Source organism: Clostridium sp. UBA1056, from assembly GCA_002316385.1.
Lineage (GTDB): Bacteria > Bacillota > Clostridia > Clostridiales > Clostridiaceae > Clostridium_J.
Genome location: DCDL01000060.1, coordinates 23,592 through 49,435, shown reverse-complemented (window position 1 = coordinate 49,435; position 25,844 = coordinate 23,592). Strand labels below are relative to the sequence as shown.

At 30.5% G+C, this 25,844-nt stretch carries 27 protein-coding genes and 8 pseudogenes; 2 read left to right on the top strand and 33 right to left on the bottom strand.

Annotated elements, in window-relative coordinates; all coding sequences use genetic code 11:
* Nucleotides 1-23 precede the first annotated feature (23 nt).
* From B3W71_RS16750 to B3W71_RS16700, 11 genes and pseudogenes are all read right to left on the bottom strand, one after another.
* Complete coding sequence (locus B3W71_RS16750) at nucleotides 24-866, bottom strand: EFR1 family ferrodoxin (RefSeq protein ID WP_346890079.1); 843 nt, start codon at nucleotides 864-866, stop codon at nucleotides 24-26.
* A gap of 56 nt (nucleotides 867-922) precedes the next feature.
* Entirely contained in the window at nucleotides 923-1,252 is a 330-nt protein-coding gene (locus B3W71_RS16745) for a 2-hydroxyacyl-CoA dehydratase family protein (RefSeq protein ID WP_346890078.1), read from the bottom strand.
* A 57-nt stretch (nucleotides 1,253-1,309) separates the two neighbouring features.
* Nucleotides 1,310-1,635: pseudogene (locus tag B3W71_RS16740) on the bottom strand (phage holin family protein); the annotation flags it as partial.
* A gap of 107 nt (nucleotides 1,636-1,742) precedes the next feature.
* Nucleotides 1,743-2,759, bottom strand: coding sequence for an acyltransferase (locus B3W71_RS16735; protein WP_346890077.1), 1,017 nt, complete (start codon nucleotides 2,757-2,759; stop codon nucleotides 1,743-1,745).
* A 250-nt stretch (nucleotides 2,760-3,009) separates the two neighbouring features.
* Nucleotides 3,010-3,501: a hypothetical protein gene (locus B3W71_RS16730; RefSeq protein WP_346890076.1), complete on the bottom strand. Its 492-nt coding sequence runs from the start codon at nucleotides 3,499-3,501 to the stop codon at nucleotides 3,010-3,012.
* Nucleotides 3,502-4,295: 794 nt separating this feature from the next.
* Nucleotides 4,296-4,655 (bottom strand): DUF3784 domain-containing protein, encoded by a 360-nt coding sequence (locus tag B3W71_RS16725; RefSeq protein ID WP_346890075.1) that lies wholly within the window; start codon nucleotides 4,653-4,655, stop codon nucleotides 4,296-4,298.
* A gap of 333 nt (nucleotides 4,656-4,988) precedes the next feature.
* Nucleotides 4,989-5,147, bottom strand: coding sequence for a hypothetical protein (locus B3W71_RS16720; RefSeq protein ID WP_346890074.1), 159 nt, complete (start codon nucleotides 5,145-5,147; stop codon nucleotides 4,989-4,991).
* A gap of 318 nt (nucleotides 5,148-5,465) precedes the next feature.
* The gene (locus B3W71_RS16715; RefSeq protein WP_346890073.1) at nucleotides 5,466-6,590 is read right to left on the bottom strand and encodes a radical SAM protein; all 1,125 of its coding nucleotides are present in this window, start codon (nucleotides 6,588-6,590) and stop codon (nucleotides 5,466-5,468) included.
* 405 nt (nucleotides 6,591-6,995) lie between these two features.
* On the bottom strand, nucleotides 6,996-7,568 hold the full coding sequence (locus B3W71_RS16710; protein WP_346890072.1) for an AAA family ATPase: 573 nt from the start codon (nucleotides 7,566-7,568) through the stop codon (nucleotides 6,996-6,998).
* Nucleotides 7,569-8,119: 551 nt separating this feature from the next.
* Entirely contained in the window at nucleotides 8,120-9,154 is a 1,035-nt protein-coding gene (locus B3W71_RS16705) for a Cfr family 23S rRNA (adenine(2503)-C(8))-methyltransferase (protein ID WP_346890071.1), read from the bottom strand.
* A 162-nt stretch (nucleotides 9,155-9,316) separates the two neighbouring features.
* The gene (locus B3W71_RS16700; RefSeq protein WP_346890149.1) at nucleotides 9,317-10,795 is read right to left on the bottom strand and encodes an Lsa family ABC-F type ribosomal protection protein; all 1,479 of its coding nucleotides are present in this window, start codon (nucleotides 10,793-10,795) and stop codon (nucleotides 9,317-9,319) included.
* Between the two features lie 780 nt (nucleotides 10,796-11,575).
* On the opposite strand from B3W71_RS16700, the gene B3W71_RS16695 reads away from it, so the two are divergent.
* Nucleotides 11,576-11,749 carry a helix-turn-helix domain-containing protein gene (locus tag B3W71_RS16695; RefSeq protein ID WP_346890148.1) on the top strand — a complete coding sequence of 58 codons (174 nt, stop codon included), beginning with the start codon at nucleotides 11,576-11,578 and terminating at the stop codon, nucleotides 11,747-11,749.
* A gap of 141 nt (nucleotides 11,750-11,890) precedes the next feature.
* Here B3W71_RS16695 and B3W71_RS16690 read toward each other — a convergent pair whose 3' ends face one another.
* The 3 genes from B3W71_RS16690 to B3W71_RS16680 form a co-directional block, all read right to left on the bottom strand.
* Nucleotides 11,891-13,129 (bottom strand): C40 family peptidase, encoded by a 1,239-nt coding sequence (locus B3W71_RS16690; protein ID WP_346890070.1) that lies wholly within the window; start codon nucleotides 13,127-13,129, stop codon nucleotides 11,891-11,893.
* 1,027 nt (nucleotides 13,130-14,156) lie between these two features.
* The gene (locus tag B3W71_RS16685; RefSeq protein WP_346890069.1) at nucleotides 14,157-14,825 is read right to left on the bottom strand and encodes a zf-HC2 domain-containing protein; all 669 of its coding nucleotides are present in this window, start codon (nucleotides 14,823-14,825) and stop codon (nucleotides 14,157-14,159) included.
* 4 nt (nucleotides 14,826-14,829) lie between these two features.
* Nucleotides 14,830-15,312 carry a sigma-70 family RNA polymerase sigma factor gene (locus B3W71_RS16680; RefSeq protein WP_346890068.1) on the bottom strand — a complete coding sequence of 161 codons (483 nt, stop codon included), beginning with the start codon at nucleotides 15,310-15,312 and terminating at the stop codon, nucleotides 14,830-14,832.
* A 316-nt stretch (nucleotides 15,313-15,628) separates the two neighbouring features.
* On the opposite strand from B3W71_RS16680, the pseudogene B3W71_RS16675 reads away from it, so the two are divergent.
* Nucleotides 15,629-15,721 (top strand): annotated as a pseudogene (locus B3W71_RS16675) (IS3 family transposase); the annotation flags it as partial.
* 760 nt (nucleotides 15,722-16,481) lie between these two features.
* On the opposite strand, the gene B3W71_RS16670 reads toward B3W71_RS16675, so the two are convergent.
* The 19 genes and pseudogenes from B3W71_RS16670 to B3W71_RS16580 form a co-directional block, all read right to left on the bottom strand.
* Nucleotides 16,482-16,898 carry an OsmC family protein gene (locus B3W71_RS16670; RefSeq protein ID WP_346890067.1) on the bottom strand — a complete coding sequence of 139 codons (417 nt, stop codon included), beginning with the start codon at nucleotides 16,896-16,898 and terminating at the stop codon, nucleotides 16,482-16,484.
* Nucleotides 16,899-17,072: 174 nt separating this feature from the next.
* Nucleotides 17,073-17,429: a CPCC family cysteine-rich protein gene (locus B3W71_RS16665; RefSeq protein WP_346890147.1), complete on the bottom strand. Its 357-nt coding sequence runs from the start codon at nucleotides 17,427-17,429 to the stop codon at nucleotides 17,073-17,075.
* Nucleotides 17,422-17,994: a hypothetical protein gene (locus B3W71_RS16660; protein WP_346890066.1), complete on the bottom strand. Its 573-nt coding sequence runs from the start codon at nucleotides 17,992-17,994 to the stop codon at nucleotides 17,422-17,424. The genes B3W71_RS16665 and B3W71_RS16660 overlap by 8 nt, the downstream gene beginning before the upstream one ends.
* Nucleotides 17,995-18,132: 138 nt before the next feature.
* A pseudogene (locus B3W71_RS16655) lies at nucleotides 18,133-18,475 on the bottom strand (phage portal protein); the annotation flags it as partial.
* 80 nt (nucleotides 18,476-18,555) lie between these two features.
* Nucleotides 18,556-18,978 carry a hypothetical protein gene (locus B3W71_RS16650; protein WP_346890065.1) on the bottom strand — a complete coding sequence of 141 codons (423 nt, stop codon included), beginning with the start codon at nucleotides 18,976-18,978 and terminating at the stop codon, nucleotides 18,556-18,558.
* A gap of 52 nt (nucleotides 18,979-19,030) precedes the next feature.
* Nucleotides 19,031-19,276: pseudogene (locus B3W71_RS16645) on the bottom strand (terminase TerL endonuclease subunit); the annotation flags it as partial.
* Nucleotides 19,277-19,295: 19 nt separating this feature from the next.
* Nucleotides 19,296-19,508 (bottom strand): helix-turn-helix transcriptional regulator, encoded by a 213-nt coding sequence (locus B3W71_RS16640; protein ID WP_346890064.1) that lies wholly within the window; start codon nucleotides 19,506-19,508, stop codon nucleotides 19,296-19,298.
* Nucleotide 19,509: 1 nt separating this feature from the next.
* On the bottom strand, nucleotides 19,510-19,911 hold the full coding sequence (locus B3W71_RS16635; RefSeq protein ID WP_346890063.1) for a hypothetical protein: 402 nt from the start codon (nucleotides 19,909-19,911) through the stop codon (nucleotides 19,510-19,512).
* Nucleotides 19,912-20,039: 128 nt separating this feature from the next.
* A pseudogene (locus B3W71_RS16630) lies at nucleotides 20,040-20,516 on the bottom strand (phage terminase small subunit P27 family).
* Between the two features lie 119 nt (nucleotides 20,517-20,635).
* A complete protein-coding gene (locus B3W71_RS16625; protein ID WP_346890062.1) occupies nucleotides 20,636-21,079 on the bottom strand; it encodes a hypothetical protein in 444 nt (147 codons plus the stop codon).
* 28 nt (nucleotides 21,080-21,107) lie between these two features.
* Nucleotides 21,108-21,680, bottom strand: coding sequence for a hypothetical protein (locus B3W71_RS16620; RefSeq protein WP_346890061.1), 573 nt, complete (start codon nucleotides 21,678-21,680; stop codon nucleotides 21,108-21,110).
* A gap of 75 nt (nucleotides 21,681-21,755) precedes the next feature.
* Nucleotides 21,756-22,040 carry a hypothetical protein gene (locus B3W71_RS16615; protein ID WP_346890060.1) on the bottom strand — a complete coding sequence of 95 codons (285 nt, stop codon included), beginning with the start codon at nucleotides 22,038-22,040 and terminating at the stop codon, nucleotides 21,756-21,758.
* 66 nt (nucleotides 22,041-22,106) lie between these two features.
* On the bottom strand, nucleotides 22,107-22,454 hold the full coding sequence (locus B3W71_RS16610; protein ID WP_346890059.1) for a hypothetical protein: 348 nt from the start codon (nucleotides 22,452-22,454) through the stop codon (nucleotides 22,107-22,109).
* Nucleotides 22,455-22,458: 4 nt separating this feature from the next.
* Nucleotides 22,459-22,632, bottom strand: a pseudogene (locus B3W71_RS16605) (deaminase domain-containing protein); the annotation flags it as partial.
* Nucleotides 22,633-22,811: 179 nt separating this feature from the next.
* Complete coding sequence (locus tag B3W71_RS16600) at nucleotides 22,812-23,177, bottom strand: hypothetical protein (protein WP_346890058.1); 366 nt, start codon at nucleotides 23,175-23,177, stop codon at nucleotides 22,812-22,814.
* A gap of 349 nt (nucleotides 23,178-23,526) precedes the next feature.
* Nucleotides 23,527-23,946 (bottom strand): annotated as a pseudogene (locus tag B3W71_RS16595) (GTP pyrophosphokinase); the annotation flags it as partial.
* A 346-nt stretch (nucleotides 23,947-24,292) separates the two neighbouring features.
* Entirely contained in the window at nucleotides 24,293-24,460 is a 168-nt protein-coding gene (locus B3W71_RS16590; RefSeq protein WP_346890057.1) for a hypothetical protein, read from the bottom strand.
* Nucleotides 24,461-24,505: 45 nt separating this feature from the next.
* Nucleotides 24,506-24,751: pseudogene (locus B3W71_RS16585) on the bottom strand (antirestriction protein ArdA); the annotation flags it as partial.
* A 94-nt stretch (nucleotides 24,752-24,845) separates the two neighbouring features.
* Nucleotides 24,846-25,835, bottom strand: a complete 990-nt coding sequence (locus B3W71_RS16580) for a DUF5677 domain-containing protein (RefSeq protein ID WP_346890055.1) — start codon at nucleotides 25,833-25,835, stop codon at nucleotides 24,846-24,848.
* Nucleotides 25,836-25,844: the final 9 nt, after the last annotated feature.

The following is a 25,844-nucleotide window of genomic DNA, read 5'->3' as shown; positions in this document are numbered from 1 at the left end:
TATAATATTGAAGGACTATTACACTACAAGTTAATTGAGAAAAGCTCTGGCTCTTTACGCGTAGCCCCGTATTGTTCTTCTAGCTCATGCATATGATAAACATACCCTTGATCATCAAAGTATTTTGCCTGCTGTGGACAGCGTTTTATGCATGCGCAACATTTAATGCATATTCCTGAAACAAGAGCTGGGTCCCTTGAATCAATAGCGCCCATTGGACACATCTCTATACATTTTCCACAATTAATACAGTTTTCATTTATTTTAGGCTTTACCTTTCTGATATCAATAGGATTTCCTTTACGGTCCCTTGGAGTATAATATGCATGTAAAGGCATATTTCCCTTTACCTCAAGCAAATCTTTTATAAGCTCGTTATCCCTGGAAAGATGATGGATAGTTTGAGCTGTCTTATCTGCGAGGCTGTCTGCACTCCTTAGGTCTTCTGCATCTGGCCTTCCTGCTGCTAACACCTTAGAAAAAGAGTGCTCACCAATAAATGCCCCTGCAGAAATTGCATGAAACTCATTCTTCTCTAACTCTGTTTTTAATTCCATAAGGGCATCATCATAATTTCTATTTCCATATAACACTATTGGAACAGCCATAGATCCATTCCCTTGTATAGCTTTTATATATGGAAGGATAAGATTTGGCAGCCTGCCTGCATAAACAGGTAGACCAATTACTACTAAATCTGTTTCACTAAATACTAATTTTCTCATTCTAGCTTTATAAGCTGTGAAATCAATTTCATTTGTTGGAAGGTCTAATGCTGTACTAAGTCCTTTCGCAACTTGAGTTACTATTGTTTTTGTAGTTCCTGTACCTGAAAAATACACTGCAAAAATTTTTTCAATCTTCATTATACTATCCCCTTTACTACACACATAGTTCCAATTGTTTAATAAATCACTTAATTTTATACAAATTCCATCATATCAACAAAGGCTTGTATTGCTGTACAAGCTTGTCCGAAACCCATCATCTGCTGGTCAATACCTAATTTAATATGTGGAACATCAGCCTTATCAAGGGCTTGCTTCAAGTATGGATATTCCATTTCTTCATGGTCACATAATTTCTGCATAAAAAGAATTAATCCATCTGCACCACTCTTTTTAAGCAAATCAGCAATATGCTCTCCACGACGGTTTTTATTGGCATGGAAGTCATATAGTAATACATCGTAATCCTGATTTGCAAACTGTAATGAAAAACTAATAAAGGTAGCACTATAAATATACCACAAATCTTAGCTGTCCAAAAACTCAGTAATCCAACAATATAACTTATTAAAAAAATTAAAATTATTTAACAAGCTTATTCCCTCATTTGCTATATAAAAATAAGTCACCAATGCTCTAAATACCCAAGTACCAGCATTTAATAATCTATCTAACATTACAGCTACTATTAGGACTACAAATATAACTGATTTTCTTGCTATTCCTTTGAGTTCTACATCACTAGATACTTCTTTATTAATCCATACTCTTAATAAGCCTGTACTGTAATCTAAAACCATAAAGAGTATAATACACATAATGCAGTGTCCCAAGCACCTAAAAGCCATGTTATCCCTATTCCTATAGCTGCGATTGTAACTTTTATATAGTTTAATATATTATCCATTTTACACATCCTTTATTGTAAAAATAAAAGAGACTAGATTTCTCTAATCTCTTAAGCTCTATTTAGTTAGCAATATAATTCAATTGCGGATTAGATAAAATAATTAATTATACACCAATAACGTTATCTTTTTTATTAACTACATTACTTAACACATCCATGAGCTTATTCATTATTATAGTCAATAATATGGATAATAGCATAACAATAATAAATGTAATAATGACATAAATACAACTATTTATTGAAGTTCCTAATATTTTAATATGTAAATACCTATAACCCTCTAATACCAATACATGTGATAAATATATTCCATAAGATAAATTTGATAGTTTAATAGTTATTTTCTTAAATAAATTATCTTTCCAATCAATGCTTAGTATTAGTAAAACAAATAAAACCGAAAGTAAAATTATACTTGGTCGCATTGATGTGGTAGCCATTCCTACTCCTAGTTTATTCATTGATAAATATGACTCTAAAAAAACCCCTACCAATGATACTATAAATATACAAAATATCTCTATCTTATTTTTCTTTATTCTGTCAACTTTACTTTCAAAGTTATCTGCAAACCATGCTCCAAAACTAAAATAAAATATCCAATTAAATATATTTAACTTATTGTTGAATATATTCATACCTGTAAATATACCTAACTCTTGACTTAAAACAGTAATAAATAAAGCTATTAATATTCCATATTTCTTTTTTACAAGTTTCAATATGATTGGATATATAGAGTATAATAGAAAAATTAAAGTCACATAATATAAATGATAATAACTTCTTCCTAGAAAAAATCCTTTTACAAATCCTAAAATACTAAATGTTCTATATTTAACTAGATAGTATATAAGACTATATATTGAGTATAATGGTATTATTTTCTCCATTTGTTTCAATAAAAAATTCCTATATCCTCTTTTAAGTTTATTAGAAATCGTTATCCCTAACCCAGATAGAAAAAGAAAAGTTGGTACAGCAAACCTTGATGCTTGATTAATAAATATACTGAATACATCTTGTTGTGAAACAAGTATAGAAGTAATATGTATAAGTAATACTCCTATTATGGCTATACCTCGTAAAATATCAAGTTTATAGTAATACTTTCTCATTTTTATACTACCTCCAAATAATAATATAATATGCAAATATTAGTATATCATTATTTTGAGGTATTGTGTTTAAAATAATAACATATCAATAATATTCAACTACAAAATTAATTTTAACATTTAATCAATTGGCTCCATTTCCTGATTAATCATTGCACCTGCTTGCATATATTTCCTTATTAATGAAATCACTCTAATATCCTTAACTTCTTTATAAACTAATCCTATTAATTTATCATGATTTATGGTATCAAAATATTTCTCTAAATCTATATCTACTGCCCACCATATCCATTATCCATGTATTCTTTACATTTAAGAATTGCTTGATGTGCACTTCCGTTGGGTCTAAATCCATAACCATTTTCAGAGAAACTCTCTTCAAATATTGGACTAAGTACCTGTGCAATAGATTGTTGATCACTCGGTCAACTACCCTTGGAATTCCAAGTGGATGTTTCTTACCGTCTAGTTTTGGTATTTCTACACGCCTTACTGGGTTGGGTTTATAACTTCCATCCAATATTGACTGCCGAAGGCTATCACCATTTTCTTTTAGATATTGTAGAAATTCATCTACTTTCATACCATCAATTCCATGACTACCTTTGTTAGATTTAACTCTTTTAAGCGCTTGGTTAAGATTGTTTCTATCTATTATCCTTTCTAGCAATCTATTGGAATATTTAATTTCGGCATCTTGTTGCTTTTCTAACGTCAATGAAATACTAGGCGCTCCCACATACTCTTCAAGTTCCGCTCTATCCTTACGTAGGTACCCTTCTTTATGAAGTTGTCTGCTTTCATCGCATTTCTTTGTGTTCTTCCAAGTTTCAAAACTTCCTATCGTTCAGTCCTTTGTAGAAGATTCATGACCCTCCTACTACTATGCCCTCTGCTGACTTCTTAGATTTTAGCTATGTATCACTACATAGGTTACTGCTTCAAAATTCATTTTCACAGTGTATATCTAAGACCTCCCCAGGTAAGAGTGCACTCTTTCTACCCATCTATCTGCCATATTTACATTGCCTATTTTTGAGTAGCTATTGGGCTTTAGTTTGTTTGGCAACTTTCCCCATAGTCACTGCCTTATATGTTATTTCTGTTCGTAATACCAGAGACTTGCCGCCGACTTCCTTCAGATTACACCTCACTGTGGACACCCTTGTCTTAAGCTATACACTTACAACTACTAGTTCGTGTTAGGGACTTTCACCCTTTAGATTACACTCATGCTGGGCGCACCAAAAAAATCCCTCAGATATAAAATCTGAGGGACACACAATACTCTTCAAGATTTAGTTAAAAATCTTCAAGATCTTTAAATGAGGCTATTTCTTTACCCAAATGGATATTTTTGAGCTAACATCATAATTCATTTTCATAACGCAACTGTCCGCAAGCAGCACTAATTTCAGAACCAAATTGTGCTCTATTCAGCTATTCAGTTCGTATAAAAAATCTTTTAAAGTTTAGCCACATATAATTCTATTTTTAAATTTTATTTCATATAAACCATGCTCACAATTCTTCTTACTTTTTACTATTACTAAACCCTTTAGAACAAGCAACTATACATAATACAATTATATAACCAACAATACTTAAAGTTACAGTTACAATTTCTCCACCCATACTTTCAATAGTGTTTGCATTGATTGCAGGTACAAGCCTAAATTGAAAATAAAGCGCAAAAATCAATATACTAATATCTGCAAATACAAGGACTTTTCCTGCTTGCTTACTGACTTTTACTTTATCATATTTCGCTTTTTCATCTTTACTCATTGTATTAAATCCAGCGACTAAATTGCTCCCTTTTCCACTCAATAAAACAACAGTAGCAATTAAATAAATACCTAATATTACCCATAAAATTAACGCTCCCAACATACTGTATCATCCTCTCTTTTATTAAAATAATTTTTTTAAATAAATAAAGTTCATTATTACAATAAAAAGCCACTGAATAACCATAAAAGCAAAAAGTATTTCTATGAAATACCCTCTAACAATTATCAACACACAAGCAATAATTGGAAGTAACATAACTGATAAAAATACGCATAAATATCAGCTTTCGTAAAGATGTTCCACTTTGAGCAAGTGATGTACATCTCCATTAAAACACGCAAATTCCAATACTTCTTCCCCTAATTCCAAAACTATCTTGTCTTTATAATATACTCCTTCATATTTCGAAAGTGCAGCTCTGTCTAATTTACTTCAGGAATTCTTTTTTAAAGCGTTACCACAATTTGTCCCAACTATATTTTCAATTGCCCATGCAAGCATGTTATAGTTGGCATTATTATATTCGAATTGACTTCCAGGTTCAAAACCTAATGCCCTTCCTATGCTGCCGCTTTCATTATCGGTGGTCATGTAAATGATCTAACTGAGTGGAAAACTTCAGAAGGGAAAACTTTGAGAGAGATTGAGAAAGGATCAGACCAATAAGTAATAGCCAGCCTCATAGGAGTAATTCACTCCTATGAGGCTGGCTATTTTCGTAACTTCATCTATCCTATCTCCACAATCTTACCTACACCTAACTTGTCAACTCTTCACACAAAAAGTAAACTCGTCCATTCCAATCCTATGACATTTTTCCAATCCGTAAGCCATCACCAGTCATAAAAATAAGGATTTCCATGACTAAAAGTCACTGCTGCAAAATCGAAAACAAAATGACAAGATTCTTTAGAAAATCAGCTCTCCTGGTTTATAGCCCTCCGGCAGTTCTTCTTCACTTAAAAATTTGAAGTTATCATCCTTAAGTATTGGTAAAAATGCTTCATATGGTATTCTAGCAAACTCGCAAGCATAATTACTAGCTCCAAACCACTTACCTTCTTTGCTACTTAGATTTAAATTTCTTGCAAACTTTGTATTGTTTGAGCAATCATGAACTGCTAAATCCCACTTTTCTTCATCGGCTATTTTCATGAATTTCAAAGTTAATTCTCTGCTCCAAATTGGAGAAATATATCCATGTCTAGAAATATACATGTTTTCCCCATTATAATTGTATATATTATTCTCATTTAAATGTAGTTCTGCACAATTTATAAAATCGAGTTTTGTGTCTAAGATTGCTTGCTTCTTCTTAAAAAATCCTTCGAAAAACTCAGGAGTCATTGGAGTTTCAATACCTACATTTTTAATATATTTTTTCGCTATTCCAATGTTTTCAATGACCTTATCTGAACAGTTGGTAGCACCTAGGTTGAAACGTATCTCGTCAAGACCAGCTTCACCTAATGCTTTCAATGTCTCTTCCGAAGCTAAGATACCGTTTGTGTATAGATGTTGATAAACACCTGCATCACTAAATTTCTTTATAACAGAATAGTACTTTTCTATTTCCATAAATGGTTCTAAGTAAACGTAGGCAACACCAGTAGGTTTCTTATGAATGGAAAGAAGTAAATCAATATCCTTCTCATAAAACTTTGTACCTCCTATTTCCCACATACCTTCACCTATAGGGGGCTGATCCTCTAGTTCTCCATAATTATAACAGAATTTACACTCTATGTTACATTTATTGGTTTTTCTAATTGCACTTAAGCCAGTTCCCATAAGACAAGAACGGCATCCCATTGCAAACTTTCTTTCATTTCCCACAAAATAAGTTCTATTCCCAAGAGTTTTTAAGTCTTTAATTTCCGACATTAAGGTATTATTTCTATGATCAATTGACTCCTCTATTTGTGCAAAGGTAGCGTATATGATTTCCTGTTGTTTTGTCATAAGCTCCTCATCCTCTGGCAACATGGCAAAAAATTCAAACCACATCAACGCATCTTCCTTTGAAATTTTCATAATGTATCCTCCTCTAATTAATCTTCTTAAAGATTTAATCCAAATTCTTCTTGCTGTAACTTTTCACATATTCTTCTAAAAACAAACGCATTTCTCCTAATTATATCACTTTTATCCTTTCCTTACTATGTCTTTGGAAACATATAAATTTTTCACTAAAAAAGAACCTTGATTTCTCAAAGTTCTAACTATGTTTTCTTTGCAGTATTACTACCGTCTCAGCAGTAGGCTCCTACCAATCATCCGTTGCTTCGCTCGGATTCTTGGGGAGCCCTTGCATGGATCGAACTATTATAACGCTATATTTTACGTTATTACTTGACCGCTTTATTTTATCTGATTTGTCTTATTAAACTATAACAAGGAATCCTTCTTATCTACATGTATTCCACGTATCTTTCAGTGTTAAACGATACGAGCTTCTCTCCAAGCCCTTGCTAAAATCTCGTCAACGGTTTCTTCAGGTGTTTGTTCTGATGAATCTAGCCATAATCCTATTTTAGGTGTTTCATTACGAAAAAGTCTATCAAAGTTGATAACTCCCCACTCCCCATATCCTTTTTTAGGCCTTGCAGCCTCTCTTTCAGATACTATTTCAGGGCGTGGGCAAAGTGCTACCACAAATAAAGGCCTGTTGCGAACCATTCCTACAAAATCTTGAAGCATTTTTCCAATGATATTGTCCTGTACAACAACATTAAATCCTGCCTCAAAATATGCATCTGCTGTAGAAGCAGCAAGCTTATAGCGGAGGTTAAGCTGGCTCAATGCTTCATCTGAAGGATCAGGTGACATTTCATCCCGTCCAGCAACAATCATCTTTCTATATATATCTCCATGTACATGAACTCCCCTTTGAAAACGTTCTGCAAGAAGCTGAGCAATCGTTGACTTTCCAGATGCCATAATTCCAGTAATGATAAATATCCCTTTACTATCAAGAATAAATTCATTCGAATTACTTTTTTCTGTAATCATTATACCTACCTCCATACAATTAATTTTATATTAATTTTTGACATACCCGAAACCTCTTTAAATAATAGCGCATATTACCGTAAACGTCAATGATTCCAACATTTGACCCCACGGCAAAATCACGAACCTACATTCTGCCGAAACTCTTTTCTTTCGATATATTAATGCCATTTCAGCATTAATATATCGAAAGAAATTTATTATAAGAAGGTGATTTTTATATTTTTCAGATAAACTTTTCAGTATTACTGGTATAACTTCAGCAATCAGAAACTTTAAGAAAACTTAAATGATACTAAAAGTTTTTTACAAGCTACACAGCCAATGTTAGCATTTCTGCACATCTCAAAATACCACATAAACTTCAATATAAATAAATCTAATTAAACAAACATCTTTAGTCTTGCATAAAGTTCACCCATCTTAACCAAAAAGTCCCTCAAATATAAAATCTGAGGGACATACAATACTCTTCAATATTTAATTAAAAATCTTCAAGATCCTTAAAATGAGACTATTTACTTACTCAAATGGATATTTTTGAGCTAACATCATAATTCATTTTCATAACACAACTGTCCGCAAGCAGCACTAATTTCAGAACCAAATTGTGTTCTAACAGTTACACTAATACCAGCTTTCTTTAGTGTACTGCAAAATTGCTTGATAGCACTTGAAGCTTGAAATTTAAAAGTTGTTTTGTCCGTAGAATTATACGGTATCAAATCAATGTGATATAAATGCTCCCATGAACCACGATTTTTCAATAAACCTACAACTGCCTCTGCATGTTCTTTCGAATCATTAATTCCTTCAATCATAATATAAGCAATAAACACTCGTCGTCCCGTATGAATGATATGTTCATCTAATGTCTTCATTACCTCATTCAATGGAAATCTTTTATTTATAGGCATTAAATCGCTTCGTTGGCTTTCAAATGGTGAATGAAGTGAAAAAGCTAGATTCACTTGTGAAAATTCTTTGGTCAATCTTTGAATTCCTGGTATAATGCCAATTGTTGAAATAGTAATTCTTCGTTGACTTAACCCAAATAAATTTTGATCAGTTAAAATTTTTACTGTATCAAATAACTCTGGATTTGCAAGAGCCTCACCCATTCCCATAAATGAAATACTATTCAATCTATGGTCATTAAAATAGAAATAAAGTAATTGGTCAGTTATCTCATCAGCAGTAAGATTTCGTTTAAATCCAGCACTCCCCGTTGCACAAAAACGACATCCAAAACCACAACCACATTGGGAAGAAATACAAAACGATTCCCACCCCTGTTTATACTTTAGTCCAACAGCTTCTATTCTTTCTCCATCAGTCAATTCAAATAACAATTTTTGAGCTTGTTTAGAATCTTGTAAAAAAACAGGTATTACACTAGATACATTATTTCCAAACTCATTTACTAAAGCTATCCTTAACGCTTTTGGTAGTATATGCATATCATCAAAATTATCTATTCTCTGATGAAAAATAGCTTTTGTAAGCTGTTCGTATCTATAATCAGGTAATTTTAAATTTGATACTATTTGTTTTATTTTTTCATATTTAGTTTTTATCTGTTTCATGTAGGCTTCCTCCTCACTATTAATAGTTAAGAAGCAAAGCCAGTATAATTAGCGACTTATACTACTCCATGCAAGCATCGCCCAAAACATCTGGCTTTGCATGGAGCCTATTGTGTGTTACTTTTATATTCCTATTAAACATATTAATTGCCATTTCTACCTTTACAATTTTATTGTTTTTGTTGCAACATTTTCACAGAATGCACTATCATGCTCAACAAACAAAATTGTAGGTTCATGTTCAATTAACAATTTCTCAATCTGCATACGAGAAATGACATCAATAAAGTTCAATGGTTCATCCCAAATATACAAATGTGCCCGTTCACACAAACTTTTAGCAAGCAATACCTTTTTCTTCTGTCCTCCACTAAAATCTTCGATATTCTTTTCGAACTGTTCTCTTGAAAAATCAAGCTTTCTAAGCATCGCTTTAAATAAACTCTCGTCAATACAGTGTTTATCTGCATACTCAGATAAGTTACCATATAAATCTGAAGTATCTTGTGAAACATACGAAATGATTAACTTATTATTCTTTCTTACAATTCCACTATGAGGGATGTCTTCTCCATAAATTAATTTCAATATACTTGATTTTCCGCTGCCATTCTTTCCTTTAATAGCAATTCTTTCACCTTGATCTATAGTGAAGTTTACTCCTTCACAGACAATTCTATCATCATATTCAATTGCAACATCTGTAAGTTCTACAAGCTTTTTATCATGGAAAGTAAGCGGTACTATTTTTAAGCTTTCATTAGATTCAATATTTTTAAGAAGCTTTGATTTTTCCTCAATCATGTCTTGTTGTCTAGCTTCTATATTTTTAGCACGCTTCATCATTTTTGCAGCTTTATGTCCAACATATCCTTTATCTAATTTACTCCCAGAATTAGTAGTTCCATGCTTGCTGCTTTCAACACTATCTGACCACGTAGATGTACGTTTTGCCGAGCTGGAAAGTCTACTAATATCCTTTTTCAATTTTTCGTTTTCTGCTAGCTCAAAACCATCTTGTAATTCTTTGTTTCTCCACCATGAAGAAAAGTTACCTTTTTGTATTTCAATATTAGTTTTATTAACAGACAAAATATGGTCAACACAATTATCCAAAAAAGATCTATCATGTGAAATCAGAATAAATCCTTTCTTTTTTTTCAAGTAATTACTTAGTTTTTGCCTAGCTTCACCATCCAAATGATTGGTAGGCTCATCAATAAGTAAGAAGGAGTTCTCTTTCAAAAACATAGCAGCCAACAATGCTTTGGTCTGCTCTCCTTTAGATAGTGTATAAAACTGTCTATATAAAGCATCGTAGTCCATATCTAACAAAGATAATTCTTTTACTATTTCCCAATCCATTGAATTTGGACTAATCTCCCTTATGACATCTATGGTGAAATTGCTTTGCTCCTGCACCTCATAAGGAAAATATTCAAAAGTCACATCAGCTGAAATATTTCCATTATATTCGTATTTCCCAAGCAAAAGACTTAGAAAAGTAGTCTTTCCTCTTCCATTTCTTCCAGTAAAGCCTAATTTCCAATCGGTATCAATTTGAAAACTTACATTTTCAAAAATATTATCATAGCTACCTTCATAAGCAAAGGTTAGGTTTGTAACATTTATTAAAGACATATTTTTGTCCTCCTCTGTATTTAATAGTATAAATAACAAAGTCGGAACAATAGGCGACCTTGTTATTACTCCATATAAGTGTCGCCTGCAGTATCCGACTCTATATGAAGATTATCATGTGTTAGCAAAGTGTCTTTATTTATCATAATATTATTCATCCTCCTTATTCGAATTATTTATAAAAAAGTAAGAGCCGCAAGAATTAATTATTCTTACAGCTCATAGATATACGTGGTTAAGCTAATCATTATAGCATAATACAAGTGTATATATTAAGAGAAAAAAGAATAACTTTCTTGCATAAGCACAACAAAACAAACAGAACACATCTGTTTATCTTTGTATTAAATGTACTTTAAAAATTAGCAAGAAAAATTAATCATTTTTTCACCTCAAATTTCAATTTTTTATCATTATACTATTATACGTTGAAAAAGTCAATAAAGAGTGAATGAAGAAAATCTATTTCTTCTCTATCTTCACAACTGTCTCAGCAGTAGGTTCCTAACAATCATCCGTCGCTTCGCTCAGATTCTTGGAGAGCCTTGCATGGGTGACAAATAGATGGTATTGCCACCATACCAATTAATATGAATGATATAGCTTAATCAATATTATAATGAGGCAATAAATTTGTATTCTTTTAACATTAATGTTTAGGTATCAGATATAAAACTAAAAACTCTTATAGACAATATTAATAAATCTGTTAATCCATTACCTACTAAAGTAATTTATACTAATTTAGATACTAAAGATTTGCTCTATACAGTTCCATAAATAGCAAAAATCTTAAAAGTTGACCAACATAAAGTATATGAGCTTATAGATAAAAAGATATTAATAGGCTTAAAACTAGGTAGATTTAAAGTTACTAGAACGGAGCTATTACGATTTCTTAATCAATATAGTGGTAAAGATTTATCTGATTTAGATAATATAAAAGATTTATAGGTAAAGTAAAAAGGCTGGGACTCACCCTAGTATTTTATCTTAACCTAATTCTCAAACTATGTGTTACAAAAGAAAAGTAAGCTAGTAAGGATTTTACTCCCTACTAGCTTTTTAACTATGTCTATTATAATTTATAAAATTTTATTTGAATACTGGAGTAATTCCTGTCTTATACACATATCCAGCTGATGTATGGTACCAGTTTCCTTCTTTAGAATCTACTGTAATTTGGTCCCCTTTTTTCCAACGACCTAATATTAAACTATCATCGTTACTACTAGCTGAATAATATGGCACTCCATCATAATCTACGGTAAAGTTGCAGCTATATGGCATTTCTCGCAATCTAGAATCATAGATATACCCAGCTGATGTGTTATACCAATTACCTACTCTTTGTTCAGTTGTAACAATATCTCCAGTATCTAAGTATCCAATTATTAAGCTATCATCATTAGATGCTGACGAATATATTGGTGATCTGTCTGTTGTAATATAGCCTCTAATTTTTTCTTCCTTAGGAATATCTTCATCAGTACCCTCATTGAATACTGGAGTAATTCCTGTCTTATACACATATCCAGCTGATGTATGGTACCAGTTTCCTGCTTTAAAATCTACTGTAATTTGGTCCCCTTTTTTCCAACGACCTAATATTAAACTATCATCGTTACTACCAGCTGAATAATATGGCACTCCATCATAATCTACGGTAAAGTTACAGCTATATGGCATCTCTTGCAATCTAGAAGCATAGATATACCCAGCTGATGTGTTATACCAATTACCTACTCTTAGTTCAGTTGTAACAATATCTCCAGTATCTAAGTATCCAATTATTAAACTATCATCATTAGATGGTGACGAATATATTGGTGATCTGTCTGTTGTAATATAGCCTCTAATTTTTTCTTTCTCAGGAATATCTTGAGCAGTAACTATTCTTCTACCCTCATTGAATGAATTTGGTACTGGAGATACTTTTACATAGTCTCCAGTTTGAGGTGAATTAATATACTCGCCATTACCTACATAAATACCTATATGTCCATAATTATTGCTTATAACTAAATCCCCTGGTAAAAGATCACTTGCTCTTGAAACTAGAGTTCCAACACCACGTTGTGAATCTGACTCCTTACTAATCCATCCTGGTATATTTATACCAAGCTGTCTATATACATATTGAGTCAGGCCAGAGCAGTCAAAGCCACTTGGACTTTTTCCACCCCAAACATATGGTATTCCTATATATTTGTAGGCTTCATTTACTACATCTTGTCCAGTGGGTGAATATGCCAGTGCTTGAGTAGCTATACCTCCATTAATAATTAAAATTGTAGCTACTAAAAAAATAAATAATTTTTTCAACTTTTTCATTTTAATTCCCCCTTCAATAATATAAACATTTAAATAAATATACCCCCTTCTCTTTCCAATTTACAACAATTATACATCAATATATATAAAATATCAATATTTTACTTTAATAAATATATTTTACACATTTTTTACAATAAAACTCATATATATATTTTTAACCACAGTTTTACCTCACTACCCTCTAAATCTTATCTTTTAACAACTTGTACTTGTATTTCTTCTATTGCTTGTCCGTATAGTCCGACATAATCGGTTAAATCCACTACCCAATGCAACCATCTCCCACCAGTATAAACTTGATACATTACATCAATGTTTTTGCATATCTTTTACATCTACAAAGATTAGGACACTCAAAGCTTGCTACGACTATGGACACATATTCCCATGTAACAAACAAAATTAAAAATAATACTGTCAATATTCTAGAAAATATAATTGCAAAAAAATAATTTGCCACCAATATAAAATTAATGGTGGCAAATCATATTTTTATTCATATCAGAATGGCTTAAACCCGCTATTTATCTACTTAATTTAACAACCATCTCAGCAGTAGCTTTCTACCAATCATCCGTTTTTTAAAAGGAACATCTTACTCCTAATCGTCGTAAGATGGGCTTAACCTCTAAGTTTAATCTTCGCTTTGCTTGATTTCACTAAGATGTTAATGCCTCTTGGGGAGCCCTTGCATGGGTGGCACTCTTAAAACTCACTAATTCGCTTTGCTCTTCGTAAGTTTTGTGACCACCTCAACATGTGTGTAGACAAGTCTTAGATAATATTACGCAGAAATAATTATTGATAAACCCTGGGGCCATTTCCATACAAATAGGAATTATTTTCCGAAATATTCATACAAGACTAATTAAGATCTCAATATATCTTCACAATACTCCAAAATTTTCTTAATATTGTTCTATTCCAGCTTTCCTAAACACACTATATGGCATAAGCTATATTCAATCGCTAGTATAATAGCTGCTTTTATGCAGCAATCTTCACTAAAATATATTTAATAATCTTAATCTGATATATATTCTTTAACAGTTTGAATTACATCTTTTCCTTCTATAGATAGAGGTGCTATTACACATATATCTTGACTAAAAATAATCTGATAATTTTCAAATTCATATATCTTAGTATTATTTTCTGTATTTACTAATTCTAAATGTTTCGTCATATCCTTTAGTGATATCTTCCCCTTTTCAAACGCATCTTTTATTTCCATTCGATTTGCAAAAAAATCAGTAAAATATGCTTCCTCTAACTTGTAGGTATATATCCTATAATCATCATACTCTCCGATAAAATCGATACTTTCATTCTCTTCTATACTTATACATAAATAATTGCTTACTGCATTATTATTATACTGTTGATGATATGTCCAAGTTAGTGTTATAACCAGACTTGCAAATAACAATGCACAAATAACTGCTATTGTAATCAATAACTTAACCATAGTTGAATACTTTTTCTTACATTTTCTAAAATAATGCATTTCCTGTGTATTATCCTGTTTCTCTTTATCTGAAACAGGCATTGGTTTGATCATCTGTTCATATTCTTTATTACAACTTTCACACTCTTCCAAATGCTCTTCTATATTTTTACATGTTTCATCACTTGTCAATTTATCAACATAACTTGGTAATAAATCTTTTACTATATAACAATCTAATTTCATTTTATTAGTCTCCTTCCATTAACTTCTTTTTTGCCCTGTAAAATGTTACTCTTACACAATTCTGTGACTTTCCAACTATTTCACCTATTTCTGCAAAAGATAGATCACTGGAAATTCGCAAATAAACAATCTCTTTCATATTTTCATCAAATTTACGCAGTTTCTTATAAAATTCTAGCTTACAAAATCGATTAACAACCTCAGAACTTAAATCATATGGATCCGCTATATCTGTATTCAATGCGTCAATCGAAACCATCTCATACTTCTTATTCTTATCAAGGTATCTATACCAAACATGTTTAGCAATCTGACAAAACCATACAGAAGGTTTACACTCTCCGCGATATTTATCTATTGTTTTCATAGCCTGGTAAAAAGTTTCCTGTGTTAGTTCTTCTGCTAAATTCTCATCATGTACCATAGATCGTAAATATAAATATACCTTTTTTCCGTAGATTTTATAGTACTCCTCAATATCTTTCACATTTTCACCTCCTAATACTAAGTCAATAAAAAAACAGTTTCGTTACAAAAAAATTAATTTTTTGTATACCTTTATTGTATTTATTTTATATTTTTTGAATCAAATGACTCCCTAACTGAGTGGAGTCTTCTGTGAAGATTAGACATATAGAATATACAATTTTCTTTTACTTTCTTAGAATTATTCTTTTTAATATCTTAATATTTTTTCAATTTACTAGATTATCTACAAGTAGTATCTCATATTTACCCAATAACCTTTGTTATATTTTTAAAAATAAAGCAAATTATTTGCTCGATTGCTGACAACTTAGTATAAATATATGGATTACTATAATAATTTCAGATATCAATGGGTATTAAAAAAGCTGACTCCTATCCAATATAGAAATCAGCTTTTAGCTACATAGTCTTTTTCAAAATGTCCTTGACATAGTGACCATTTTACTAAGACTTCAACTTCTCTCTTTTTATATAATTTTATCTAATCAAACAGTTGCACAACAATGTAATACACTGCAAAATTAATTTTATAAAGATTATATCACATCATACTAAATATTTATTCACACATTTGATAATTTGGGTAGATTATATTTCCAACACCATACTATTCAATTTTCAAAAAACAATGGATACGATGTTATCCTACACCCCTATACCCTTAGTTATTTCTGCTTATAGTTGAATTACCAATTATTTTCTAGAACCTTACTTAACATAGTAACTTTTTAACTACTTTTTCATATTGTATAATTAGTGGACAAGTTGTCCGTTTTAAAAAGGAGGGACTTGCTCTGTATAAACGAACAGTAGATAATAAAAAGAATTATAAAAACTCTGATTATAAATATAAATGTCAATCTCATGTATACGAATATCTAGGTAGTGCAATAATTGCTAAATATCAGTCGTACCCACGACAACCATCATTTTCTTGGGATTTCTAGCCAAGCTATCCCAAATGGTAATAGTCGTGTGCATGAATTTATCTTTGCTACACTAATTCAGAACCTTACTGGTTAGTGTAATTTTATATTGAGCTGTCATACTTGACAGCTCTTATTCATATTATTTCAAAATTGATATTACGCCCTGTTTTCATACATCTCTTAATTAACGTTATCTACAAATCATTCACTACATTCTCTTTAACATCGTCTTCTATTTTTATTGGCATATTATCTTATACTCACAGCTTATGTTAACATTACTTTTTACCATGTTCCAAACAGGACATAACGATTCTTCCATTAGTTTTATGGTCCTTTCAATCTCATCGGTCTGTACGTCCTTTGATGAAAGTTCAAATATTAAATGTATACTTTTAAAATATGTCGGATAGGTTGCTCTTCTTTCACCTGAAGCAATTACTTTTAATTCAGATACATTCTTATTCATCTTCCTAAGCAATAAAACTAAGGTCATCCCACTGCAGGTTGCCAGACTCATAAGAAATAGCTCAAGTGGAGTATACCCCTCACCATCCACAGAATCAATAATTATCTCATTATTATAACGTGATACTCCGGAAAATTTTACCTTGTCATTTATCAGATCTGCTGTTACTGTCAAATTATCGTTCATAATAAAGCCTCCTAAATTTCGTTTATACTATTTGATAATATTTCATAATTTACTACTATTCTACATTATATATTAGCAATTATATCATTTATTTAAAATAATTCCTTGTAATTAATCAGCTCATTTCAAAATAAAAAGCACCTACTTTAGCTAATTACTTGTAAGTGCTACTATCTATTTTCTTTTTAGATTATTTTCATATTTCCTTATCTTCTCTAATGTAATTTTGTGCACCCTATCTTCTAAGTTATATGCTAAATTCCAGGCTTTATCGAGTTGAATACTATTTTTTTCTTTCATAATTTCATTGTATACTTCAATAAGTTCTTTTTTTGTTGTCTTTACTTCTTTTGTATCATAACCAGTTATTCTCATATCTCTATCTGGTGAATACATTATAAGATATTTTTTAAAATTATCTCTAGCTTCTGTAAGTGAATAATGCCCATTAGGACCACCCTTAATCAAATCTTCATCTAAATAATCCTGTCCATCATCTTCCCAATTACATAGAACACAAATATTAATCATCAAATCCAAAATACATAATATATCCTTTACTCCCAATTACAATTATAAATGTATCTATCAGTGTCCATGCAAAACAGTGACAAATAAAATCATAGTCATATCTATTAAACCTATACGCTTTAACAAATTCACTTTGATCTAAATTGGCATATTCATCTAGCCATGAAACTTCATCAATTTCATCTTCCATAGCCATTATGAATAGTTTACTTAAATTATTTATTTTTAAAATTTCTCCATCTTGCTGTCCAATTCTATTTCCATATACATTAGGTAAACTAATATTTAAAAAATTTTGCAGTTCTTCTTTCCAGTTTTCTACAACTTCTATATGAAGCTCTGTCTCCTCAACAACCTTTTTAAATCCATCGCCCGGATATTTCTCCCATACTTCAGGTGACATACCAAAATCATAATATCTATTAGCCAGGTATTTTATTATACTGCTTTCTATATCTCCATCATAATCAAAGTCAAGACAATCCAAATTTCTAACTATAACATTAGGTTTTTCCATGTATGAAATTGCTTTTAGATATCCAGCATAAAAATTCTTGCCCTCCATTTTCTTCACTTCCCTAATATTTTTTAAATATATTATATATTATCCCTCACTTTTCCTAAATTTGTATTCGAATTCTTTACAATATGTTATTGCTACTGGCTATTCAGGTACAGCATTAAACCATCAAATCCAAGCCCAGTATGCATTTCCACATAATAAAAGATGACCCATAAGTGTCTCTCTAAACAAAATGAGGTCATCTCAGGGTTTGGTTCATCTGCAATAAGATGATATATTGGATGTTCAATGGCTTTCTCTTTACCTGTTTCAGTGCATTTATATGTGTGAAGTGGTAATGACACTATTGTTTCAGCAACTATCCTAACGCAAGCATAGACTTCAGTAGTTTGCATTGCTATTTTTTCATTTACTGTTTTACCACTTGTAGTGCTACCAAAGAAAAAGCTATAGGTGCTCCCCCAAAAACTATTCTTAGGACCTACTCTAGGCTCCATAATCTTGATATTATTGGTATTTTCATTATGTTTACCTCCTAAAAATGGATGTAAAAAAAGCACCTGTTATTATCAGATGCTATATCCTACTTAACCAATATATTTTCTATTCTCTATGATTGCTTTTATACTTTTTATTCTTACGAAAGTATTCATTCCTCAAAAATAAATACAATTTCTCAACTGGTGGTTGTATATTAAACGCGTAATCATCGCTAGAGAGCTTTAAAATTGGTATTTCTAAACCCGTAATTCCTTCAAACTCCATAGTCCATCCATCTAAATATGACATAAATATTGAATTCTTATTCTCTTTTCCTCTATAGCTCTCAAAATCTTTAACCTTAATATATGGTTTTATATACTCTATATCATCATCTGTTAAGTTTATTGCAATTTGAACTAGTTCATTGTCACTATATCTTCTAAATTCATAAGATAACTCTTTCATGATAATATTACACCTAATTGTAAATTTAAGTCCACCACTTGCCCTTATTCCAAACACTTTATAATATTTATTATCCATAATATTCTCCTCCATATCCTCTAGGCATATTATAGAATAAATTAATTAACTATTATAGTATCAAAATTCCTCTATCATCATAAATACTTCCACAACTTCCTTGATTCCTAATAGCCCTATCTAAAGCCATTATCAAAGCCACAGCTCCATCAATTTTCTCAGTGCTTTTCTCTTTATCTAGTTTTATATTTCCTGCTGGGTCTGTTTTAACATATATATTATCCATCATTCACCTAAACACTAGATTGCCTACATGTGCTAGTTTCTGTTCAAGTGTTAGTTTCATTAATTCCTTAGAAGATGCAAATTATCTAATCTTATTCATCATCTTCTATAAATTCAAAGACTTCTTCAACCGACTTGCCAAAAACTCTAGCAATATCCATACCTAGCTTTAAAGAGGGATTATATCGTTCATTCTCTAAATGTCCTATTGTTTCCCTCCTAACACCTACAAGTTTTGCTAATTCTTCTTGTTTCATATTAAACTCTTTACGCAATTCATGAATTTTAGTCTTTAATCTTGGCATCCTAAACACCAACCTTTTCATAAACAACAAAAAGGATAAATTCAAGTAAATTAACTCCACCTAGTACAAATGGTAATATTATTTTTAAATCAATTACCCATATCCCTTTAAAAATAGATATTAATGTACAAATTAAAATTCCTAATGATAGTAGCTCATATATTCTTGATTTAGCTTTATTATTGTTATACTCTGACATTTCATCTTCTGGCTCTGTTTTTATGAAATGGGGTACAAACACTAAAATTGAAGCTACTACTAAAAAAATAGCTACTACTAAATTTAAAATTGTATTTCGTTTAAAAATATCCATAATTCCCACAATTCCCATAATTATCCAAATTATGCCCAGAAAACCATTACTAAATGCTGCTTTTTCTCTTAAAGTTAGTACTCTTTTCATCTCACCACTCCTTGTTTTTTATGTTATATATTTATAATATNNATATTATAAATATATAACATAATCTTTTGTTTGTCAATGTAATATTTGTAAATAAATTGATTCAGCTGATATTTCTTAACCGAATATTATTTTATCTCTCCTCTTAGCATCATTTCCATAGGATCTAAACAATCATTAGAACCTTTACCTGCTACAATTCTACTTCTTGAAGAAGGTGTTAATCCAAGCTGCTCACAGAACTTAATCATAATCTTAAGATAAGTTTAAGCAATGGATACCTGTGGCACTTGCTGCCAATATCCACTTGGTGTTTTTACAATTGTTTCATGCTTTGATATGAATTCTTTAGCTTCTTTCCAACGTGCATAAGCTTCACAATATCCTTCAAAAGAATCTATATCGACTTCTGTTAGTACTCCAAGTTCCTCAAGTTTCTTTGCAACTCTTCTCCACTCCTTTTTAGCTTCAGCATCAAGCCAAGTAGGACACTTGGATACTTTCTTTTAAGGCTTTGGTTCAAACTCATTTAGTGCTCTTTTTCCTGGGTTACCCTCAGGTTCCTTTACTTCAGTTGGTTTTGATTTTCTTCCTCTTTGTGCTATAGGTTCACCTCCAGTCTTTAAAATTTATCATAAGAAAAGAGCATACCTTATTTAGTACACTCTTATAATCCTAATTAATTCAACCCTCATAACACTCTTTTATATCATTAGGTAAATATTTAAGCAAAATATTTGCAACTTTTATTAATCGTTCCCCATTCTTTAGGACATATAATCCACCATTCATATATATCCTTTTCTTTAAATATAAATCCAACTGTAAACCCGTCTAATAATCCTTGTACCATTTCAACTTTTTTATTAATCTTTGCCTTTTCTATAGTTTTTCTAATTAAATCACAATCATTGTCATTTGCTATCACCATAAATTTCCGTTTTTGCTTATCACAAAAATAGGTGAATACTATATAATATTCTTGCATTGATTCATTATATAACATGTGTAAATATGTCATATTACTAAGCCACCCGTCATAAATGTAAAATTCAAATAACAATTTGTTTAATGAATAATCTATACTTTGGCTTAAAAATTCTCTTTGTTCTAATATAATAAAATCATAAGGCACATTACCACTCCACCTACCATTATAAAAAATCATAATTTCCTCATGATAATATTATTTATATTTAGCGAAATATGTAAATTAATATTCTTATAAAAAATAATTTTTTACCAAAAGAGTATAAACTCAACTTATATCCTGATTTTAATAATTCATTTACTACTTTATTGAATAAGTTTATGACTTGACACTCATAATAATAATTTTCACCATATTCTTCTAAATAATCTTTATCTAATAGTTCTGGTTGATATTGTTCATTTATTATATTCAATGCTGATACCTTTTTATTATAAAAAATAAATTCATTAAAATTTCCATCACATGAGTCATTATATAACGATTTTGGAAATTCTTTAATATTGCTATCTCTAATAATATTATATATTTGTTTTATAGTATTTTTAGGTAAGATGAACTTTTTTAACTTAACTTCAATATTTTCAGTCTTATATTTCCTATAAATCAAATGTCCATCACTATATATGGTAACACTAAAACCATCATCTTCTCCGATACAATATTCTCCTGCATTTTTCAATCTATACTCAAATATAATTTTAGTAGTTGTCATCATATCAAAATAATCAACTTGTTCTTTAAAACATTCTAACAATATCGAACTTCTTTCATTCATAACTAAACAATACCTTTCCTGTCAATACAATAATATAACAAAAATGGAAACAATAAAATCACCTACTATTTTTACTTAGTAATTGCTAACATAAAACATTTGTGGAATGCCGTTTTGGTCTAACCAATAATCTACAGTTTCATTTTTATCCGAAATAACTAAATTTATAATATCTGTTCCTTCAAATCCCATTAAATCAATTTTAATTTTTACTACCCACACATCTTTGCTAGCTCTATGAAATTGATTGTGGAAATTTATTGATTGAACATCAGCTTTTATACTTAGTTTTAAATTATTATTTTTGTTGAAACTTTCAACTATTTCTAAAACTCTTTTTTCTGTAATATTTGTATTCATAATCATTATTTCCTTAATAACCTTTCCAATTATGTGATGGACGCTCACCATCCCCTAATAAGGTATTTATTTTATTAAATTGCTATTCATTATTGTATTTATATCTTCATAGATATATTTCTTATCTTCTGCAGTAAAATACTTATCATATACTCCACTAATTAGTAATTCATATGACTCTTTAATTCTATCTAATATATCTTCGTCTAAATTATTGATTTTATTACTATATACTAGACATGCTCCAATAGCCAAGTAATGACATGCATTTTCCACAGGATATTCATCTGTAATATATAAATCATTTTCATATATAAACCAATTAACAAAAGGATTTAATCCATCTCTTTCTATATGATTTTTGTAAGAATTTATAAAATCACCTTTTATGTCTTCAAAATACTCTAACTCCATAATTTTACCTTCCTCTCCGTCCATCAAAAGTTTTTCCAGAAACAATATTCACCTTTACTTTTGGATATTTTTCAATAAATTGTTTTGCAACACCTCTACAACTTTCACACATAGCTCTTTCTGATAACATAAATATTTCTTTAATATCTTTACTTTTTATTTTATCATTTAAAAACTCAAAAACTTTATTTCTGTATCATAGAACCTTGATACTTTATTTATTCCACTGTCCACCATTTCACCTATTTCTTTAGTTATAAATGTTCTTAAACTAATTTATCCTTATCTTCTTTATACTTAATATAAGCATTATCTTCTATTGTTGAAATTTTACTTGAAGCAAACTCTATATTTCCGTCATATTCTAAAACAGCAAAATTGTCTTGTTTTTTTATATTTACTAATTTGATTGCTTATCTTTGCTTCAAACGCTAATTTATCTAATTCAAGTATCTTTTTAGTTGTAATTTTTCCGAAATCTACTTTGTAAGAATTAACAATATTAAAATCTTCTTTTAACTTCTTATACTCGCTAATCTTATTATACTTTAATTCTCCAAAATCTGTAGATGACTTAGGTGCCTCTTTTACTAAAACTTCTTTATATTTACTATATTGTTTCCTATCAGAAGCTTTATTCTTAATCATCTTCTCAAGTTCATCTGTTTTATATTTTCCATACTTATCAACTACATGCTGTTTATACCATTCATTTTTCTCCATATAGAATATGTTCTTAAATCTAAAGCAGCTACATTAATAGTATTATTCTAATACTTTCTTTTGATGAATCTAGCCTTCTTATTCACTTTACACAAATGTTTTTACAACGCCCTGATTTATGCCCTTCGCACATGATACCTTGGAGCTTTATTTTTTCATATTTCACCTTACACTATTCTTTATGATTATATTCCACTCCTTTTATTCCTCCACCAAATGACCAGTAATTTTTCTCTACAAAGTCAATAAACTTATCCGAGAACTCATTCTCTGAACAACTATCTTGAACTAATACACAACCATTTATTTCAATTTCTTTGGTATTAATAAATTCCCTATCGCCTTCTTCTTCAAGTGCAAAAAGTATTCTCTCTGCAGCTTTGCCATATTTCTCTATTCTTTCATAATCCTTTTTTGTAGGATTTTTAATTCTTAAAATATCCATATTATCACATAAATCAGCTAACTTTACATGGCTAGCTATATTGTTATTAATAATCCTATCTATAAACTTATCATAAGTTTCACTCTCTCTTCTTGTTAGAGCATCTAATGCAATAAGTATCTCTTCACTAAGGCCTTCACTTCTTAAGTAATCTAATGTAATATCTGTATCTTCAATTACATCATGAAGCACTGCACATATTCTCTCCGTTTCATTTTTTCTTGAAAACATCACTCTAAGGGGATGCAAAATATATGGCTGCCCTGCCTTATCAATTTGACCTTGATGTGACTTTGTGGCTATTAAGATTGCTTTATCAAGCATATTAATACACTCCTCTTAACTCTTTATTTAATTCATAATTATTATAATTTAATACCATCCAAAGTTTTATTTAGTAACTATTCAGCTATTCATTTCGTATAAAAATCTTTTAAGATTTAGCAGCATCTAATTCTATTTTTAAACTTTATTCCATATGAATTATGCTCATAATTCTTCTTACTTTTTACTATTTCTAAACCCTTTAGAACAATCAACTATACATAATACAATTATATAGCCAGCAATACTTAAAGCTACAGTTACAATTTCTCCACCAATACTTTCAATAGTGTTTGCATTGATTGCAGGTACAAGCCTATCAAAAACACTATTTATACAATTAGATTCAATTAATTAAATTACATAAAAATGCTTCCACTTTTTCAGGCGTTGCATGTTTTCTTGGATTCTTAGATTCTTCTACTGCATTAGGAGCGTCATACATAGGCAATCCTAAATCTCTTTTCACCTCTGCAATATAAGTAGTGTACCTTAAAATCATATTTATTTTCAATGTATTCCTGTATCATTTTATAGATAACTCTTTCGCTTGGTTTATACTCATCAGCTTTTGGGATGAACCCTCTAATTCCAACACTACTTCACACAAACGATTAATTCCAGTAATTTGCGTATATTCGTGCACATCAAAAGACAGTTCAAAATCATGTATAACGTATTCTTCATATTTACCATTCAAACAAATTCGTCCTACCATTTCTTTATAGTCAACGTGAGGTGGGAACCATGCACTCACAAGCTCGCCCTCATTATATTTGCCTAGATTAGCAATATAAACTTGCATTCCAATCTAAAATATCACTTTCTTTCTTGCTTTTAAAGTTTTAAAAAACAGCAAATCCTTTTTTGATTTACTGTTTTCAAAATACTATATTTACTTATTCAAATTCCTCAACGACCTCACCTTCATAGCTTGGCATACTATTGTCCCATAACTTTTCATCATCTGGAAAAACCAAATCATGCGTTTTAAAATATGTTTCTCGAATAACATCAAGCCAATTATGAATATATTTCATTGCAAGTACTGTATCACCAGATGAATGTATTGCGAAAAACATAGTAGTGATTTGTGCAAGAGAAATTGCTGAATGTTCAGCAGGAGTTGTAATACCATAATCGCTTCTTCCTACAGGAATAATATTACTTGTTTCCATATTACTTAACCTAGCAAAAGTTCCTTGTGGTGAAGCATGTACTGTTTTATTAGCTAAATCATATTGCTGTCTCCAAGCTGAAGAATTAATATCACACTGTTTCTGTATATCATTAAAACTTACATACTTTTTCGTAGTTGGAAAAATCCCACTAGCTCTTGCCCATTCATAGCGATCTTCTGTTTCAGAAGACTGAATAAATGCTTCAGCTACTGTTTCGCCATGTTCAGTGATAAAGGAAGCGATTATTGTAAGTTCATACATAGAACGCCATCTAGCATATGCACCATCAGCAAATCCATTTTTCATTAATGTAATAATTTCAAGAAATTGTTGGATTGCTCGACCGTGTATATGTTGCATTGCTGTAAAAGTATAGTGATGTTTTTTTAGTTCCTCTTGGCTCAATTTATTCACATGCTCAATATATGATTCTGTTGCTTCAAGTACCATGATATACATTGCTTCAGAAGTTACAAATGCTTTATACCATTTTTGCTCTTGAATTGCCAAAAATTCTTGTTCATCAGCTCGAAATTGCATAACTTGTTCATACATAGTATCTCTCATATATTTAGTAGTATCATAAGCCATTTGGTGATACATACTTACAAAAATTCTATTTAAATCCACTTCTCCAAATTTTTTAATTATCTCGTCCGCTTCTTTTTGACTTTTGGCTTCTTCTAGCTGTTCTTCAAGAAGACTCATAAATGTCTC